Raw genomic sequence first — 15,387 nt, forward strand, 5'->3', positions numbered from 1 at the left:
GATGAAGAATTTGCCTTACTCCGCTCACTCCCCCGTTGTCTTCACCCGCCGCCTGCTGTCAGGCGCGGTGCTGTCAGCCATGCTGGCAGCCTCGATGCCGGTCTGGGCGCAACAGGCTCCCGCCGCGGCGCCCGCCGCAGCTACCGGCGCCGCGGCTCCGGCTCCGAATGCTTCGGCGGTGGTGCCGGTGGGCGACGTCTCGGCCGTGCCGGCCCCCACGATCGCGGCCAAGGCCTGGATCGTGATGGACGTCAACAGCGGCCAGACCCTGGCCGCCTCCAACCCGGACATGAAGGTGGAGCCGGCGTCGCTCACCAAGATCATGACGGCCTACGTCGTGTTCAATGCGCTGGATGAAAAGCGCCTGACGCTGGAGCAGACCGTGCCGGTGTCCGACCGCGCCTGGCGCACGGGCGGTTCGCGCATGTTCATCGAACCGCGCAAGCCGGTTACTGTCGATGAGCTGAACCAGGGCATGATCGTGCAGTCCGGCAACGACGCCTCCGTGGCCCTGGCCGAGGCCGTGGGCGGCAGCGAGGCTTCGTTCGCTTCGCTGATGAACCAGGAAGCCGAGCGCCTGGGCATGCGCAACACGCATTTCATGAACGCCACGGGCCTGCCCGACCCGCAGCACATGACGTCCACGCGCGACCTGGCCATCCTGTCGTCGCACCTGATCACCGATCACCCGGACCACTTCCACTACTACAAGCAGAAGAGCTACACCTACAACAAGATCACCCAGCCCAACCGCAACCGCCTGCTGTGGGCCGACCCGTCGGTGGACGGCATGAAGACCGGCCACACCGATTCGGCCGGCTACTGCCTGGTGTCGACCGCGGTGCGCGGCGACCGCCGCATCCTGGTGGTCGTGGTGGGCACGGACAGCGAAGCCACGCGCGCCGAGGAAAGCCTGAAGCTGCTGAACTGGAGCTTCCAGAACTTCGACACCGTGAAGCTGTTCGACAAGAGCCAGCCCGGCATCGATGCGCGCGTCTGGGAAGGCACGGCTGAAAACGTCAAGCTGGGCCCGCCCAACCCGGTGTCGATCGCGGTGCCGCGCGGCAAGGCTGGCGACTTGAAGCCGGTGGCGCAACGCACGGATCCGCTGATCGCCCCGCTGGCCAAGGGCCAGCAGGTCGGCACGCTGCAGTTCACGCTGGACGGCAAGGTGCTGCGCAGCGAACCGCTGGTGGTGCAGGACGCGGTCGAGCGCGCGGGCTTCTTCGGCCGCATGGTCGACACCGTCAAGCGCTGGTTCGAATAAGCCTGCCGCGCCGCGGGCGCGGCAAGCAGGTGTAAGCTAGCGACGGGCGTTTCGCATGAAACGCCCGTACTCTATTCACGGGACGGACCGGGCGGTTCGTCCCTCTCCATTTCATACTCAGGAGTGCCTCATGATTCCGGGCGTGCCGGGCGAAAGCCAGGTGTATCTCAACGGTGAGTTTTTGCGCGTGGACGAGGCCAAGGTCTCCGTCCTGGACCGCGGCTTCATTTTCGGCGACGGCATCTACGAAGTCGTCCCCGTGTACCAAGGCAATGCGTTCCGCATGGCCGAACACCTCAACCGCCTGGACCGCAGCCTGGCCGCCTTGCGGATCGCCCAGCCCTTCGACCGCGCAGGCTGGATCGACCTGATCCAGCAGCTGCTGGCGCGCACCAAGCTGGAAACCTGCATCGTCTACCTGCAGGTGACGCGCGGCGTGGCCAAGCGCGACCACCAGTTCCCCTCGACGCCCGTGGCGCCGACGGTCTTCGGCATGATCTCGGCCTGGGCGCCGCCGCCCGCGGCGCAGCGCGAACGCGGCTTGAGCGCCATCAGCATTCCGGACGAACGCTGGCTGCATTGCGAAATCAAGTCGGTGTCCTTGCTGGGCAACGTGCTGGCCAAGCAGCAAGCGGTCGATGCGCAGGTCGATGAAGTGGTGCAGTTCCGCGATGGCTACCTGACCGAAGGCTCGTCCACCAATATCTGGGTGGTGTCCGGCGGCAAGCTGCTGGCGCCGCCCAAGAACAACTTGATCCTGGAAGGCATCCGCTACGGCCTGATGGGTGAACTGGCCGCCGAGGCCGGCATTCCGTTCGAGTCGCGTCCGATCTCGCGAGAAGAGGTGGAACAGGCCGACGAGCTGATGCTGTCCTCGGCCACCAAGGAAGTGCTGGCCATCGTGTCGTTGGATGGCAAGCCAGTGGGTACGGGCAAGCCCGGCCCCGTTTTTGCGCAATTGCGGGCGGGTTATGATGCCCGCATCGCCGCGCTCTAAGCTTGGCGTCACCGGGCGGCACCCGCGGGGCCGCCCCGGCGGCCTTGCCGGCTGGCGGTTTGCCCCCATATATCCAGGATCTGGCCGCCCCGTGGCAGACACCCTCGGGTGCAATATCGAGCAGTGGCCGCGCCCTGGGGGGCAACACCTTATAGGCACATCATGCAACAGATCCCGCCCGAAGACTCCCTCATCGAATATCCCAGCGACTTTCCCATCAAGGTCATGGGCAAGCAGCATCCCGAATTCGCGCAGACGCTGACCGACGTCGTGCTGCAGTTCGACCCTGAGTTCGACGCCGCCACGGTGGAAATGCGGCCCAGCAAGGGCGGCAACTACATGGGCCTGACCTTCACGGTGCGCGCGACCTCGCGCGAGCAGTTGGACGCGCTTTACCGCGCCCTGCACGGCCATCCGATGGTGTCCATCGTCCTCTAGCGCAAGAGCAAGACAGTTGTGATCAAGTGGCTCGCGCGGCCGGCCGACTACCTATCGGTCTGGCACGACATGCAGGCGTACACCAATCTGCGCGGCGCCGATACGCCTGACGAGATCTGGCTCTGCGAACACGCGCCCGTCTACACCCTGGGGCAGGCTGGCCTGCCCCAGCACGTGCTCAACCCTGGCGGCATCCCCATCGTCCATTGCGACCGCGGCGGGCAGGTGACCTACCACGGCCCCGGCCAGGTCATGGCCTACGCGCTGTTCGACCTGCGCCGCGCCGACATCTACGTCAAGGAATACGTCAATCTGCTGGAAGGCGCGGTCATCGACACGCTGGCGCAGATGGGCGTGGCTGACGCCTGCCGCAAGCCCGGCGCGCCGGGGGTCTACGTGCCCGACCCGGACGGGGGCGAACTGGCCAAGATCGCCGCGCTGGGCATCAAGATCCGCAACGGGCGGGCCTACCACGGCGTATCGCTGAACGTGCAGATGGACCTGGCGCCGTTCCTGGGCATCAATCCCTGCGGTTATGCCGGACTGCGCACCGTGGACATGGCGGCCTGTGGCGTGCGCCGCGAGCCCACCGAAACCGGCGAGGCGCTCGCACGCAATCTGGCGCAGGCCTGGGACCGCGCAAGGAACAAGATATGAAGACCTATAGCGCGGCCGACGTGGCCGCGACCACACCGGAAGCATTGGCGCGCCTGCGCGTAGCGGGGCCGGCCGAGGACTACGCGGCCTGGATCCGCGCGGCCGCCGAACTGGGGCTGATCGAAGCCCAGACCATCTACGGCCAGATGCTGCTGGACGGCGCCGGCGTCGAACGCGATCCGGAGCTGGGGCTGACATGGTTCAAGCGCGCGGCCCATGCCGATCACCCCATGGCCATCAACATGGTGGGCCGCTGCTACGAGAACGGCTGGGGCGTGGCGCGGGACGACACGGTCGCAGCCTACTGGTTCCGGCTGGCGGCGGACCGCGGCCTGGACTGGGGCATGTACAACTACGCCCACATGCTGCGCAGCGGCCGCGGCAGCGTGGCGCAGAACCCCGCGGCGGCGCTGGCTCTGTACCAGAAGGCGGCGGACGCCGGGCACGTGAAGTCCATCGGGGTGGTCGGGCGCTATTACGAGGCCGGCGAGGTGGTCGAGCAGGACATGGAGCGCGCCTTCGACTGCTACCGGCGCTGCGCCGAAGGCGGCGATTTCCGCGGCATGTTCCACCTGGGCCGGCTGCTGTTGCTGCGCGGGCAGAAACAGGACGCCGTGCAATGGCTCGCGCGCGTGCCGGAGACCGCCACGCCTGCCTTCCTGCGGGAAGCCAACGCCATGCTGCGGGACAGCGGCTTTCCTGCGCTGTATGAGGGGTAGGCGGGGTTTTCCGGCCTACGTGCTCAGCCTTTCCTCAAAAACCACTTCCACCGTTACCCGTTCGCCCGTGCCGCGTTCGCCGTCCAGGCGGTCCAGCAGCAGCTGGCCGGCGCGCCGGCCCAGGATGGCTGCGTCGGCGCCCAGGGTGGTGAGCCCTTGCGCCCATTGCGCGGCGCTGCCGTCGTCCGAGTAGCCCAGCACCGCCAGGTCTTGCGGCACTTGCAGGTCGCGGTTGTGGGCTTCCGAGACCGAGGCCGCGGCCAGCAGGTCGGTCGTGCAGAACACCGCGTCGAAGATCGTGTTGGTGGCCAAGAGACGCAGGAAGGCCATGCGGCCGTCGTTCATGTGCTGGACCTCGGGTTGCACGATGTCCGCCACCAGGTCCAGTCCGAGTGCGGCCGCGCTGCCGATGAAGCCTTCGCGCCGGGCGCGCTCCCAGGCATTGTCGGCGCTGATGCAGGCGACCTGCGCATGGCGCTTGGCGGCAAGATGCCGCGCCGCCATGCGGCCGGCTTCCGCGTTGTCGACCACCACGGCGCCGTCCAGCGGCTGGGGGGACGCGTTCCAGGTTTCCACCACGGGGATTTCCAGCGCTGCCAGGACGGTTCGCAGGGCGGGATCGTCCAGGGGGCCGATGGTGAGAGCGGCGGCGGGACGCAGGTCGCCGAGCAGAGGCAGGGACTGGGCTTCATGCCAGGGGCCGGCGGCCAGGTAGTAGCCGGCGGGCAGCAGCAATTCGGCGCAGGCCTGGATGGCGCGGGCCGCGGGCGCCCAGTCCAGTCGGGGTGCGATCAGGGCGATGGGGCGGGGCGGGGGCAGGGAAGACATGGGCAAAACCGGCAGATTCGTCAGGCGTGACGATAACCCAGCCAGGCCTTGGCCGAGGACGCGCGCCGCCCGGGGGCGGGCCCTCGCCGGGCGGATCCGGGCGGCGGAGGGTAAAATGCCGTTTTTGTCTCAGACCCGGCGTGTCCGCGCGCCGGTCATGAAGGTGCTCCATGTCCACGCTCGCCGAGTCTCCTGTCCCCTCGAACGAATCCGCCGCTGCGCCCGCGGAAGCGGTCTACGATCCGACGCAAAAGCAGAAATCGCAGGCCAAGACCGCGCGCATTCCCATCAAGATCGTTCCGGCCGAGCGCCTGAAAAAGCCTGAATGGATCCGCGTCAAGGCCGCCGCGCCCGGCTCGCGCTTCTACGACATCAAGCGCATCCTGCGCGAGCACAACCTGCACACGGTGTGCGAGGAAGCGTCCTGCCCGAACATCGGCGAATGCTTCGGCAAGGGCACGGCCACCTTCATGATCATGGGCGACAAGTGCACCCGCCGCTGTCCCTTCTGTGATGTGGGCCACGGCCGCCCGGATCCGCTGGACACCAACGAGCCCCTGAACCTGGCGCGCACCATCGCCGCGATGAAGCTGTCCTATGTCGTGATCACCTCGGTGGACCGCGACGACCTGCGCGACGGCGGCGCGGGCCACTTCGTCGATTGCATCACGCACATCCGCGAACTGTCGCCCACCACCCGCATCGAGGTGCTGGTGCCTGACTTCCGCGGCCGCCTGGACCGCGCGCTGACCATCCTGAACGCCGGCCCCCCGGACGTCATGAACCACAACCTGGAGACCGTGCCGCGCCTGTACAAGCAGGCGCGTCCGGGCTCGGACTACATGCACTCGCTGAAGCTGCTGGCCGAGTTCAAGCAGCTGCATCCCGAGGTTCCCACCAAGTCCGGCCTGATGCTGGGCCTGGGCGAGACCGACGAGGAAATCCTGCAGGTGATGCGCGACATGCGCGAGCACAACGTGGACATGCTGACCATCGGGCAGTACCTGCAGCCCTCGGAGCATCACTTGCCCGTGCTGCGCTACGTGCATCCGGACACCTTCGCCATGTTCGAGCGTGAAGCCTATGCGATGGGGTTCTCGCATGCGGCGGTGGGGGCGATGGTGCGTTCCTCGTACCACGCCGACGAACAGGCTCACGCCGCCGGCGTGAACTGAGTCAGCAGGCCGGCGCGTCGGCGAACGACGCGCCGTTGCGGTCCTTCTCGGACAGCTGCGGCGGCTGCTGGCAGGGCCAGGCAATCGCCAGTTGCGGATCGTTCCAGCGTATGCAGCGCTCGTGCTGCGGCGCGTAATAGTCCGTGGTCTTGTACAGGACCTCGGCATGATCGGACAGCGTCAGGAAGCCGTGGGCAAAGCCTTCGGGGATCCACACCTGACGCTTGTTTTCCGCACTGAGCAGCGTGCCCACCCACTGCCCATATGTCGGCGAGCCGCGCCGCATGTCCACCGCCACGTCGTAGATCTCGCCCGCGCATACACGCATGAGCTTGCCCTGGGGTTGTTCCACCTGGTAATGCAGTCCGCGCAACACGCCCTGGATCGAGCGTGAATGGTTGTCCTGAACAAAGCGGCGCTGAAGTCCCGTTGCCGCTTCGAATACGGCCTGATTGAAGCTCTCGAAGAAAAAGCCGCGCTCGTCACCCAGTACTTTGGGCTCCAGAAGCAACACGTCGGGAATGGCGAGTGGAGTGGCTTTCATCAGGATGCAGGCGGGTTGCCAGGGTGAATGAGTTGATCCAGGGCGCGGTCGACGTGTTCGGTCCATGATGGCATGCGCAGTTCCAGCGCACGCGACAGCTTGGCCGTATCCAGCGTGGCGTTGCACGGCCGTTGCGCGGCTGCGGGATAGTCCTGCGCGGCAATCGCGCGTATCCGCTGCGGGCTCAACGCCAGCTTGGCGCCGCGCGCAGCGGCCCCGGCAACGATGTACTTTGCGTAGGCATGCCAGTCGGTCGAGCCGCTGGCGGCCAGATGGTAAGTGCCCGCGGGCAACAGCCCGGCCTGATGTTGCCGGATCGCCAAGGCGGTAACGTCGGCGACCAGCTCGGCCGACGTGGGCGTGCCCTGCTGGTCGCAAACCACGTCCAGGTCTTCCCGCTCCAGCGCCAAACGCAGCATGGTTTTCAGAAAATTCCGGCCATGCGTCGAATACACCCAGCCGATTCTGAACACCAGCGCGTCGCAGCCGGCGGCCTGAATGGCCTGCTCGCCCGCCAGCTTGGTGCTGCCGTATACGTTGAGGGGGTTGGGGCTATCGGTTTCCAGATAAGCTCGCTGCTGCGAGCCGTCGAACACGTAGTCGGTCGAAAAATGGACCAGCAAGGCGCGGGCTGCCCGGGCATGGCGGGCCAGCATGGCGACCGCCAAGGTGTTGACCTGGGCGGCGGTGCCGCAATCGGTTTCGGCCGCATCCACCGCCGTGTAGGCGGCCGCGTTCACGATCACATGCGGCCGGCACGACGAGAGGACCTCGAGCAGGGCATCCTGGTCGCGCAGATCGGCGCCGTCGCGCCCCAGCGCCACGACCTCTCCAAGGGGGAGCAAGGAGCGGCAAAGTTCGCGGCCGACCTGGCCGTTCTTGCCTAGCAATAAGATCTTCACGCAGCCCTTGCCCAGTTTCGTAGCGTTCTCAGGTCCAACCGCGCCGCTTGCGGCTGGCCGCGAGACTACTTGCGCGCCTGGGCGCCCGCCCAGAACGTGTCTTTCTGTCCCGCATGCTGGTTTATACAACGCGCCAGCACGAACATCAGATCCGACAGCCGGTTCAGGTATTGCCGCAGCGGCGGGTTCACGGCATCGACCCGAGCCAGCGCCACCACGGCCCGCTCGGCGCGGCGGCAGACGGTGCGCGCCACATGTGCCTGCGCCGAGCCGCGCGAGCCGCCGGGCAAGATGAATTCGCGCAGGGGCGGCAGGGCCGCGTTGTAGTGGGCCAGGCGCGTATCCAGGCGGGCGATGTGTGCGTCCGTCAGGGCGGTGTGGCCGGGTATGCAGAGCTCCGCGCCCATGTCGAACAGGTCGTGCTGGATGGCCAGCAGGTCGGCGGATATCTCGGCGGGCAGGTCCTCGGTCAGCAGCGCGCCGATCACGCTGTTCAGTTCGTCGACGTCGCCGATGGCTGCGATGCGCGGGGCGTCCTTGGGTGTGCGAGATCCGTCCCCAAGACCCGTGGTGCCGTCGTCTCCCGTGCGGGTGGCGATGACGGATAAGCGGTTGGCCATGGGAACTCCTGAAATGAGTGACGAAAGGTAGGGGTTTTGCGTCCAACCATGAATTGCGGCGGCGCGACCCGCGGACTCCGCAATCAACTGTCAGAATTGTTGCGTCAGGACGGGGGAACTGTTGCACAAGGGCGGTATCCTAGCACTATGGAAAGCGGGGACGTCGGTTCCACGCGTTCCTGCAATCGGAGGATATCTGCATGATTTTTGACCGCAAGTATGCAATGCCCATGGCCGCAGCCGCGGCGGTGGCCGTCGTCACGCTGGCCGCGCCGCTGGCGTTCGCGCAGCAGGCCGAGGCCAGCGGGGAAGTGCGGCGGGTGGATCCGGCCGGCGGCAAGGTCACGATCAAGCATGACGCCATCAAGCCGCTGGACCTGCCCGCGATGACGCTGGTCTATGAAGCGGATCCGGCGTTGCTGGCCAAGATCAAGGCGGGCGACAAGGTGCGCTTTACCGCGGTCCGCAAGGACGGCAAGTACATCGTGACCGCGATCAGCAACTAGCATCCCTGGAAGGCGCCGCGCGCACGCCAGGCGTGCCGGCCAAATGAAAACGCCGTCCGCGGCCTGGTGGCTGCGGACGGCGTTTTGCTGGGCGCGCAAAGCGCGCCTGCGGGGTTTACAGCACGTAGCGCGCCAGGTCCTGGCTGCTGGCGGCTTCCGCCAGTTGCGCGTTGACGTAGGCGGCGTCGATCTTCACGCTCTTGTCGCTGCTGGCGGTGGCGTCGAAGGACAGCTCGTCCAGCAGTTTCTCCATCACCGTGTACAGGCGGCGGGCGCCGATGTTTTCGGTGGTTTCGTTGACTTCGAAGGCCAGCTCCGCCAGGCGGCGCACGCCTTCTTCCGTGAACTCAAGCTGCAGGTCCTCGGTGGCCATCAGCGCCGTGTACTGCTTGGTCAGCGACGCGTCCGTGTCGGACAGGATGCGCACGAAGTCCTCGGCGGTCAGCGATTCGAGTTCGACGCGGATCGGGAAACGGCCCTGCAGTTCAGGGATCAGGTCCGAGGGGCGCGACAGGTGGAAGGCGCCGGACGCGATGAACAGGATGTGGTCGGTGCGGACCATGCCGTAGCGCGTGTTGACGGTGGTGCCTTCGACCAGGGGCAGCAGGTCGCGCTGCACGCCCTGGCGCGAGACGTCCGCGCCGCCGGATTCCTGGCGGGCCGCGATCTTGTCGATTTCGTCCAGGAAGACGATGCCGTTCTGCTCGACGTTGTTGATCGCCACGGTGCGCAGGTCTTCTTCGTTGACGCGCTTGGCGGCTTCTTCGTCGACGATCAGCTTGAAGGCTTCGCGCACCTTCATCTTCTTGGGCTTTTTCTTGTCGCGGGCCATGCCGGCGAACATGCCGCGCAGCTGCTCGGCCATTTCTTCCATGCCGGGGGGCGTCATGACGTCCATCTGCGGCGCGGCCTGGGCGACCTCGATTTCGATCTCGAGGTCATCGATCTTGCCTTCGCGCAGGCGCTTGCGGAAGGTCTGGCGGGCACTGTTGTCCTCGCCGCGTTCCGGCTCGCCAGAGGCGCCGCGCGGGGGCGGCACCAGGGCGTCCAGGATGCGGTCTTCGGCGGCGTCTTCGGCCTGGGTGCGCACGCGGCGCATTTCCAGTTCGCGCGTCTGCTTGATCGAGTATTCGGTCAGGTCGCGGATGATGGTGTCGACGTCGCGGCCCACGTAGCCCACTTCGGTGAACTTGGTGGCTTCGATCTTGATGAAGGGCGCGTTGGCCAGCTTGGCCAGGCGGCGCGCGATTTCGGTCTTGCCCACGCCGGTGGGGCCGATCATGAGGATGTTCTTGGGGTGGATCTCGTGGCGCAGGGGTTCGGCGACCTGCTGGCGGCGCCAGCGGTTGCGCAGCGCCACGGCCACGGCGCGCTTGGCGCGGTTCTGGCCGACGATGTACTTGTCGAGTTCGGAGACGATCTCTCCGGGCGTCATGTTGGATGCGGACATGAGGGCGGATCCTTGAAGCTAGGGCGGGCTGGGGGGCGGCCGCGGCGCGACGGGCGCGCCGCATGGCGGGCGTCAGTCGCCCAGCGTTTCGATGATGTGATTCTGGTTGGTGTAGATGCAGAGGTCGCCGGCGATTTCCAGCGATTGCTTGACGACGACCTCGGGCGACAGTTCGGTGTTGCGCAGCAGCGCCAGCGCCGCCGACTGGGCATAGGCGCCGCCGGAGCCGATGGCAGCCAGACCGTGTTCCGGCTCCAGCACGTCGCCGTTGCCGGTCAGCACCAGCGTGTGCTCGACGTCGGCCACGATCAGCATGGCTTCAAGGCGGCGCAGCACGCGGTCGGTGCGCCAGTCGCGCGTCAGTTCGACTGCCGAGCGCATCAGGTTGCCCTGGTGCTTTTCGAGCTTGGCTTCGAAGCGTTCCTGCAGGGTGAACGCGTCGGCGGTGGCGCCGGCGAAGCCGGCCAGAATCTTGTCGTGATACAGGCGGCGAATCTTGCGGGCCGTGCCCTTGACGACGATGTTGCCCAGGGTGACCTGGCCATCGCCGCCCAGTGCGACGCGGTTGCCGCGGCGCACGCACACGATGGTGGTGGCGTGAAATTGTTCCATGCGTTCCTTCCTATGAAGGGAATAGCTGGGGGCGACTCCGAAGAAATCAAGGCTGGACGCTTGCGTCCCATTTGGATGCCGGCCAAAGAAAAAAAGGCCATGCTGGAAACCAGCATAGCCTTTCAGCGTAGGGCATGAATACGGGACGGATCAGTCGCCGTAGAGCTTCTGGCGCATCTCGCGGCGTTCCTGCGCTTCAAGCGACAGGGTGGCCGTGGGGCGGGCCAACAGGCGCGGAACGCCGATGGGCTCGCCGGTTTCTTCACACCAGCCGTATTCGCCGCTGTCGATGCGGGCGATGGACTGCTGCACCTTCTTCAGCAGCTTGCGCTCGCGGTCGCGGGTGCGCAGTTCCAGGGCGTGTTCTTCCTCGATCGTGGCGCGGTCGGCGGGATCGGGCACGAACTGCGTTTCGCGCAGGTGCTCGGTGGTTTCGCCGGCGTTGGCCAGGATGTCCTGCTCGAGTTGTTTGAGCCGTTCCTTGAAGAAAGCCAACTGGCGTTCGTTCATATAGTCGGACTCGGGCATGGCCAGCAATTCCTTCTCGCTGGGCAGATCAATCGCCGTATCGCTCGTCGACTTGCTTGATTTCTTGGTTGCTGCCTTGGTAGCCATGAAAACACTCCACTATGAATCGATCCTGGCGCGGGCGTCCATTCCCGGTCCGTATTACTTGTTGCCTACGCTATTCGTACCTCACAGTACTGCCTTCGTCGCATCACGTCACGTCAGGAAGGGGGATTACCCCGCCAGGCACTGCTCCAAGCCCCGGGTGAAAATCTCCTGGGGCAGCTTACGGCCGATGAAAACCATCTTGGTGGACGGTTTTTCGGCTGCGGTCCACGGCTTGCCGGGTTCGGCGCCCATCATCATGTGCACACCCTGGAACAACATGCGGCGGTTGATGCCCTTCATGTACAGGATGCCCTTGTAACGCATCAGGTCGGGACCATAGACCTGCACCACGCCGCCCAGGAATTCCTCAAGGCGCGCGGGATCGAACGGCTTGTTGGAACGGAACACGAACGCGCCGATTTCGTCGTCGTGCTGGTGGTGGTGATGATGGTGGGCATGATTGCAATGCGCCCCGCAGTCGCCTTCGTGGTCATGATCGTGGCCGTGATCGTGGTCATGGCCGTGATCGTGCCCGTGGTCGTGGGCGGCGTCGGGGTGCTCATCGGCCAGGAAGTCCGGGTCGATGTCCAGAATGGAATTCAGGTTGAAGCCGCTGATGTCGATGATGGACTTCAGGTCGACTTCGCCGAAGTTGACCGGCGTGATCGGCGCGCGCGGGTTCATGTGAACCAGGCGGTGGCGCAGCGCTTCGTAGTCGACTTCGTTGACCAGGTCGCGCTTGGAGATCAGGATGCGGTCGGCGAAACCGACCTGCTTCTGGGCTTCGGGCTGGGCGTCGAGGGTGGCCATGCCGTGCTTGGCGTCGACCACCGTCACCACCGCGTCCAGGCGGTAGTACTCGGCGATGTCGTCATCCATGAAGAACGTCTGGCATACCGGGCCGGGGTTGGCCATGCCGGTCGTCTCGAGGATGACGCGTTCGAAATTCAGTTCGCCGGCTTCGCGCTTGGCGCGCAGCTCGGACAGGGTGCGCATCAGGTCGCCGCGCACCGTGCAGCAGACGCAGCCGTTGGACAGTTCGATGATTTCTTCGTCGCGGTCCTGCACCAGCAGGTCGTTGTCGATGCTTTCCGGCCCGAACTCGTTTTCGATGACCGCGACGCGGCGGCCATGGTATTCGGTCAGGATGCGTTTGAGCAGGGTGGTCTTGCCCGCACCGAGAAAGCCGGTGAGGATGGTGACGGGAACCATTTTGTCCAAACTGCGCGGGGTGTTCATGGCGAAGCTGCTAGCGTGAAGTCAAGGCGTTAAACAGGAACTCTCGGCGGGGATCGCAACCCTGTCTTGCAACGCCGTCTTGCGACGCTTCAATGGGGTTTCCCAGTCTTTGCCGGAGGGTGTTTGCCGCAGGCTGCATGGGCCGCCTGCAGCGGCCGGACGCAGGATTACAGCACAGTCGGGGGCAGGGGGCAAACCCAGGGTCAACCCTGGGGCCGTAGCCATCCAGATGGCGTCCGTACGCCGTCAAGTATCGGGCGATACCACTATTTGGGGGCGGTTTGCCAGATTTCAAGAGCGCGATGCGCGCATCTGGATGACAGGCCGTGTGCGGGCTTGCGTCAGAGGGTGGAGAGCCCGCGGCGCGGGCAGCCCACCGGCACTAGATCTTAATGATGGTGGTGGCCATGGCCCGCGTCCGCAGCGGGCTGTTTCTGCTGGCACTGGGGACACAGCGCGCGGATTTCGGTTTCGTGCGTGGCCAAGGCATAGCCGGTCTGGGCGACGCGTTCGGCCAGTTGGCGGCTCATGGCGGGGTCGGACACTTCCGCGACCGCGCCGCAGCCCGTACAGACGACGAGCAGGTCATGGGGCGCGCCGCCCGCGTCGTGGCAGGCGCTCCAGGCGTTGACCGCGTCCAGGCGGTGGATCAGGCCCTCGTCCATCAGGAAGTCCAGGGCGCGGTACACGGTCGGTGGCGCGGCGCCCGGATGGACGGCGCGCATGGCGTCCAGCAGTTCATAGGCCTTCAGGCTGCGGCCGTGGCGCAGCAGCAGTTCCAGCACCTTGCGGCGGATGGGGGTGAGGCGGCGTCCGCGCTGCTCGCACAGCGTTTCGGCGACGCTGAGCTGGGCGCCGACGGTATCGCTGCGAGGGGTGCGGGGCGGTGCGGACATGGCTGGCTTTATCTCTATGGAAAACGCGCGCGATGCGCGCGAGATGCCTGGAAGGTAGCAGAAAACATCCAGATGCGGGCGACCGCCGTGGAATCAAGCCGATTGGTTATGATATAACATAATAAAACTTGGCTATACCGCTTTCCGTCTGCGCATTTCTTCCATGTCTCATTTCACGCTTTTGCCCCGGCGGCCCGATGCCGCGCCCCGGCAAGACCTCCCGCCGCGTTCCGCCTTCCTGGCTTCCGCCTGGCGCCGCATGGCCGCCGCCCTGGCCGCGGCGGCCGTCTTGTGGGCCTTGACCGGCTGGGCGCTGGACTGGTGGCCGCGATGAACGCGCCGGTCACCATCGAGCTGGCCGACGCGTCCTTCGGCTGGCACGGGCATGCAGCGCTCAAATCGGTGTCGGGGCGTTTTGCCGCGGGCGGCATGACCGCCGTGGTGGGGCCCAATGGCGCGGGCAAGTCCACCTTGATCAAGGGCATCATGGGCGTGCTGCGCCCCATGGCCGGCTGCGTGCGCATCAGTGGCGCGGGCCGTTCGGAGCTGGCCTGGCTGCCCCAGGCCGCCGAGCTCGACCGTTCGTTTCCGGTGTCGGTGCTGGATCTGGTGGCCATGGGCGCCTGGCGCCGCGTGGGGGGATGGCGCCGGTATGCGTACCAGGAACTCGACCGCTGCATGGACGCGCTGGAGACCGTGGGCATGGCCGACGCGGCCGGACGCGGCGTGGATGCGCTGTCGGGCGGACAGATGCAGCGCGCGCTGTTTGCGCGGATGCTGGTGCAGGACGCGCCCGTGTTGCTGCTGGATGAGCCCTTTGCCGCGGTGGACAGCCACACGGCGGACGACCTGATGGCCCTGCTTTGCGGCCTGCACGGGCAGGGCCGCACCGTGATCGCGGTGCTGCACGACCTGGATCTGGTGCGCGATCATTTCCCTGAATGCCTGCTGCTGTCCGGTTCGGTGGTGGCTTGGGGCGACACCGAAGAGACCCTGAACGATGCGCACTTGAAGCGGGCGCGTCAATGGCACGCGGAGAGTCACGCATGAGCCTGGCGCAATGGGTGCTGTCGCCCTTCCTGGACTACGGCTTCATGCGGCGCGCGCTGGCTGGCGCCTGCGCCCTGTCGCTGGGCGCCGCGCCGCTGGGCGTGTTCCTGGTGCTGCGGCGCATGAGCCTGATGGGCGATGCCATGTCGCACGCCATCCTGCCCGGCGTGGCGGCGGGCTTTCTGCTGGCCGGCCTGTCGCTGGGCGCGATGATGCTGGGCGGCATCGCCACGGGGCTGGCCGTGGCACTGCTGGCGGGGCTGGTGGCGCGGCTGACGCCGCTGCGCGAGGACGCCAGCTTTGCCGCGTTCTATCTGATATCGCTGGGGCTGGGCGTGCTGCTGGTGTCGCTGCGGGGCTCCAACATGGATCTGCTGCACGTGCTGTTCGGCACGGTGCTGGGGCTGGACGACGCGGCATTGCTGCTGGTCACGGCCACGGCCAGCGTGACCCTCTTGGCGCTGGCCGCGATCTACCGGCTGCTGGTGGCCGAATGCCTGGATCCGGGTTTCCTGCGCGCCAGCGGCGGCGGCGGGGGCTGGGTCCACATGGGTTTCCTGGTGCTGGTGGTGGTGAACCTGGTGGCGGGCTTCCAGGTGCTGGGCACCTTGATGGTGGTCGGCATCATGATGCTGCCCGCCGCCGCCGCGCGCTTCTGGGTCCGCTCGGCCGCCCGCCAGATCCCGCTGGCCGCGGGCCTGGGCGTGGTGGCCTCAGCGGCCGGCCTGCTCATTTCGTACCACTTCAATGTGCCGGCCTCGCCCGCGATCATCCTGGCGGCGGGCGCCTGCTACCTGTTTTCCATCGTGGGCGGCCCGCAAGGCGGGCTGCTGCCGGCGCGGCGCCGCATGCGCCGGGCCTGACTCATCCTA

Annotated in this window: 18 protein-coding genes; 9 read left to right on the top strand and 9 right to left on the bottom strand. The window is 66.5% G+C overall.

Annotation, left to right across the window (positions count from 1 at the left end; translation table 11 throughout):
- The first annotated feature begins 1 nt into the window (after position 1).
- The 5 genes from FOC84_RS13865 (at position 2) to FOC84_RS13885 (ending at position 4,078) form a co-directional block, all read left to right on the top strand.
- On the top strand, positions 2-1,267 hold the full coding sequence (locus tag FOC84_RS13865) for a D-alanyl-D-alanine carboxypeptidase family protein (RefSeq protein WP_173144899.1): 1,266 nt from the start codon (positions 2-4) through the stop codon (positions 1,265-1,267).
- A 130-nt stretch (positions 1,268-1,397) separates the two neighbouring features.
- Complete coding sequence (locus FOC84_RS13870; RefSeq protein WP_173144900.1) at positions 1,398-2,264, top strand: D-amino acid aminotransferase; 867 nt, start codon at positions 1,398-1,400, stop codon at positions 2,262-2,264.
- Between the two features lie 162 nt (positions 2,265-2,426).
- Positions 2,427-2,702: a YbeD family protein gene (locus tag FOC84_RS13875; RefSeq protein WP_173144901.1), complete on the top strand. Its 276-nt coding sequence runs from the start codon at positions 2,427-2,429 to the stop codon at positions 2,700-2,702.
- Positions 2,703-2,720: 18 nt separating this feature from the next.
- Complete coding sequence (lipB, locus tag FOC84_RS13880) at positions 2,721-3,359, top strand: lipoyl(octanoyl) transferase LipB (RefSeq protein ID WP_173144902.1); 639 nt, start codon at positions 2,721-2,723, stop codon at positions 3,357-3,359.
- Complete coding sequence (locus FOC84_RS13885; protein WP_173144903.1) at positions 3,356-4,078, top strand: tetratricopeptide repeat protein; 723 nt, start codon at positions 3,356-3,358, stop codon at positions 4,076-4,078. The genes lipB and FOC84_RS13885 overlap by 4 nt, the downstream gene beginning before the upstream one ends.
- A 15-nt stretch (positions 4,079-4,093) precedes the next feature.
- Here FOC84_RS13885 and FOC84_RS13890 read toward each other — a convergent pair whose 3' ends face one another.
- Complete coding sequence (locus tag FOC84_RS13890; RefSeq protein ID WP_173144904.1) at positions 4,094-4,906, bottom strand: substrate-binding domain-containing protein; 813 nt, start codon at positions 4,904-4,906, stop codon at positions 4,094-4,096.
- A gap of 170 nt (positions 4,907-5,076) precedes the next feature.
- Between FOC84_RS13890 and lipA the strand changes: the two genes are divergently transcribed.
- Complete coding sequence (gene lipA, locus FOC84_RS13895) at positions 5,077-6,081, top strand: lipoyl synthase (RefSeq protein ID WP_088143385.1); 1,005 nt, start codon at positions 5,077-5,079, stop codon at positions 6,079-6,081.
- A 1-nt stretch (position 6,082) separates the two neighbouring features.
- Here lipA and rfbC read toward each other — a convergent pair whose 3' ends face one another.
- The 3 genes from rfbC to FOC84_RS13910 all read right to left on the bottom strand — a co-directional run bounded on the left by rfbC (position 6,083) and on the right by FOC84_RS13910 (position 8,147).
- Positions 6,083-6,625: a dTDP-4-dehydrorhamnose 3,5-epimerase gene (gene rfbC, locus FOC84_RS13900; RefSeq protein ID WP_173144905.1), complete on the bottom strand. Its 543-nt coding sequence runs from the start codon at positions 6,623-6,625 to the stop codon at positions 6,083-6,085.
- Positions 6,625-7,527, bottom strand: coding sequence for a dTDP-4-dehydrorhamnose reductase (gene rfbD / locus FOC84_RS13905; protein ID WP_173144906.1), 903 nt, complete (start codon positions 7,525-7,527; stop codon positions 6,625-6,627). Before rfbD ends, rfbC begins: the two co-directional genes overlap by 1 nt.
- A gap of 65 nt (positions 7,528-7,592) precedes the next feature.
- The gene (locus FOC84_RS13910; protein WP_173144907.1) at positions 7,593-8,147 is read right to left on the bottom strand and encodes a cob(I)yrinic acid a,c-diamide adenosyltransferase; all 555 of its coding nucleotides are present in this window, start codon (positions 8,145-8,147) and stop codon (positions 7,593-7,595) included.
- A gap of 200 nt (positions 8,148-8,347) precedes the next feature.
- Here FOC84_RS13910 and FOC84_RS13915 point away from each other — a divergent pair, with 200 nt between their 5' ends.
- Complete coding sequence (locus FOC84_RS13915) at positions 8,348-8,653, top strand: copper-binding protein (protein ID WP_088143381.1); 306 nt, start codon at positions 8,348-8,350, stop codon at positions 8,651-8,653.
- A 115-nt stretch (positions 8,654-8,768) separates the two neighbouring features.
- Here the strand turns inward: FOC84_RS13915 and hslU are convergent, their stop codons facing one another.
- From hslU to FOC84_RS13940, 5 genes are all read right to left on the bottom strand, one after another.
- Complete coding sequence (hslU, locus tag FOC84_RS13920; protein ID WP_173144908.1) at positions 8,769-10,103, bottom strand: ATP-dependent protease ATPase subunit HslU; 1,335 nt, start codon at positions 10,101-10,103, stop codon at positions 8,769-8,771.
- A gap of 72 nt (positions 10,104-10,175) precedes the next feature.
- Positions 10,176-10,715 carry an ATP-dependent protease subunit HslV gene (gene hslV / locus FOC84_RS13925; protein WP_173144909.1) on the bottom strand — a complete coding sequence of 180 codons (540 nt, stop codon included), beginning with the start codon at positions 10,713-10,715 and terminating at the stop codon, positions 10,176-10,178.
- Between the two features lie 150 nt (positions 10,716-10,865).
- Positions 10,866-11,330 carry an RNA polymerase-binding protein DksA gene (gene dksA / locus FOC84_RS13930; protein ID WP_006216410.1) on the bottom strand — a complete coding sequence of 155 codons (465 nt, stop codon included), beginning with the start codon at positions 11,328-11,330 and terminating at the stop codon, positions 10,866-10,868.
- Positions 11,331-11,456: 126 nt separating this feature from the next.
- Positions 11,457-12,569, bottom strand: a complete 1,113-nt coding sequence (locus FOC84_RS13935; RefSeq protein ID WP_173144910.1) for a CobW family GTP-binding protein — start codon at positions 12,567-12,569, stop codon at positions 11,457-11,459.
- A gap of 389 nt (positions 12,570-12,958) precedes the next feature.
- Entirely contained in the window at positions 12,959-13,465 is a 507-nt protein-coding gene (locus tag FOC84_RS13940) for a Fur family transcriptional regulator (protein ID WP_173144911.1), read from the bottom strand.
- A 330-nt stretch (positions 13,466-13,795) separates the two neighbouring features.
- Between FOC84_RS13940 and FOC84_RS13945 the strand changes: the two genes are divergently transcribed.
- Positions 13,796-14,515 carry a metal ABC transporter ATP-binding protein gene (locus FOC84_RS13945; protein WP_173150149.1) on the top strand — a complete coding sequence of 240 codons (720 nt, stop codon included), beginning with the start codon at positions 13,796-13,798 and terminating at the stop codon, positions 14,513-14,515.
- A complete protein-coding gene (locus tag FOC84_RS13950) occupies positions 14,512-15,378 on the top strand; it encodes a metal ABC transporter permease (RefSeq protein WP_173144912.1) in 867 nt (288 codons plus the stop codon). The genes FOC84_RS13945 and FOC84_RS13950 overlap by 4 nt, the downstream gene beginning before the upstream one ends.
- Positions 15,379-15,387: the final 9 nt, after the last annotated feature.

It is taken from the genome of Achromobacter pestifer (assembly GCF_013267355.1).
GTDB classification, from domain to species: domain Bacteria; phylum Pseudomonadota; class Gammaproteobacteria; order Burkholderiales; family Burkholderiaceae_B; genus Achromobacter; species Achromobacter pestifer_A.

What these genes read in the sequence shown, in the direction of transcription:
- dksA (WP_006216410.1), bottom strand. Translation starts at nt 11,330, where the DNA reads ATGGCTACCAAGGCAGCAACCAAGAAATCAAGCAAGTCGACGAGCGAT.
- FOC84_RS13890 (WP_173144904.1), bottom strand. Translation starts at nt 4,906, where the DNA reads ATGTCTTCCCTGCCCCCGCCCCGCCCCATCGCCCTGATCGCACCCCGA.
- FOC84_RS13940 (WP_173144911.1), bottom strand. Translation starts at nt 13,465, where the DNA reads ATGTCCGCACCGCCCCGCACCCCTCGCAGCGATACCGTCGGCGCCCAG.
- FOC84_RS13950 (WP_173144912.1), top strand. Translation starts at nt 14,512, where the DNA reads ATGAGCCTGGCGCAATGGGTGCTGTCGCCCTTCCTGGACTACGGCTTC.
- FOC84_RS13945 (WP_173150149.1), top strand. Translation starts at nt 13,796, where the DNA reads ATGAACGCGCCGGTCACCATCGAGCTGGCCGACGCGTCCTTCGGCTGG.
- FOC84_RS13915 (WP_088143381.1), top strand. Translation starts at nt 8,348, where the DNA reads ATGATTTTTGACCGCAAGTATGCAATGCCCATGGCCGCAGCCGCGGCG.
- lipA (WP_088143385.1), top strand. Translation starts at nt 5,077, where the DNA reads ATGTCCACGCTCGCCGAGTCTCCTGTCCCCTCGAACGAATCCGCCGCT.
- FOC84_RS13865 (WP_173144899.1), top strand. Translation starts at nt 2, where the DNA reads ATGAAGAATTTGCCTTACTCCGCTCACTCCCCCGTTGTCTTCACCCGC.
- FOC84_RS13870 (WP_173144900.1), top strand. Translation starts at nt 1,398, where the DNA reads ATGATTCCGGGCGTGCCGGGCGAAAGCCAGGTGTATCTCAACGGTGAG.
- hslU (WP_173144908.1), bottom strand. Translation starts at nt 10,103, where the DNA reads ATGTCCGCATCCAACATGACGCCCGGAGAGATCGTCTCCGAACTCGAC.
- FOC84_RS13885 (WP_173144903.1), top strand. Translation starts at nt 3,356, where the DNA reads ATGAAGACCTATAGCGCGGCCGACGTGGCCGCGACCACACCGGAAGCA.
- FOC84_RS13875 (WP_173144901.1), top strand. Translation starts at nt 2,427, where the DNA reads ATGCAACAGATCCCGCCCGAAGACTCCCTCATCGAATATCCCAGCGAC.
- rfbC (WP_173144905.1), bottom strand. Translation starts at nt 6,625, where the DNA reads ATGAAAGCCACTCCACTCGCCATTCCCGACGTGTTGCTTCTGGAGCCC.
- FOC84_RS13935 (WP_173144910.1), bottom strand. Translation starts at nt 12,569, where the DNA reads ATGAACACCCCGCGCAGTTTGGACAAAATGGTTCCCGTCACCATCCTC.
- hslV (WP_173144909.1), bottom strand. Translation starts at nt 10,715, where the DNA reads ATGGAACAATTTCACGCCACCACCATCGTGTGCGTGCGCCGCGGCAAC.
- FOC84_RS13910 (WP_173144907.1), bottom strand. Translation starts at nt 8,147, where the DNA reads ATGGCCAACCGCTTATCCGTCATCGCCACCCGCACGGGAGACGACGGC.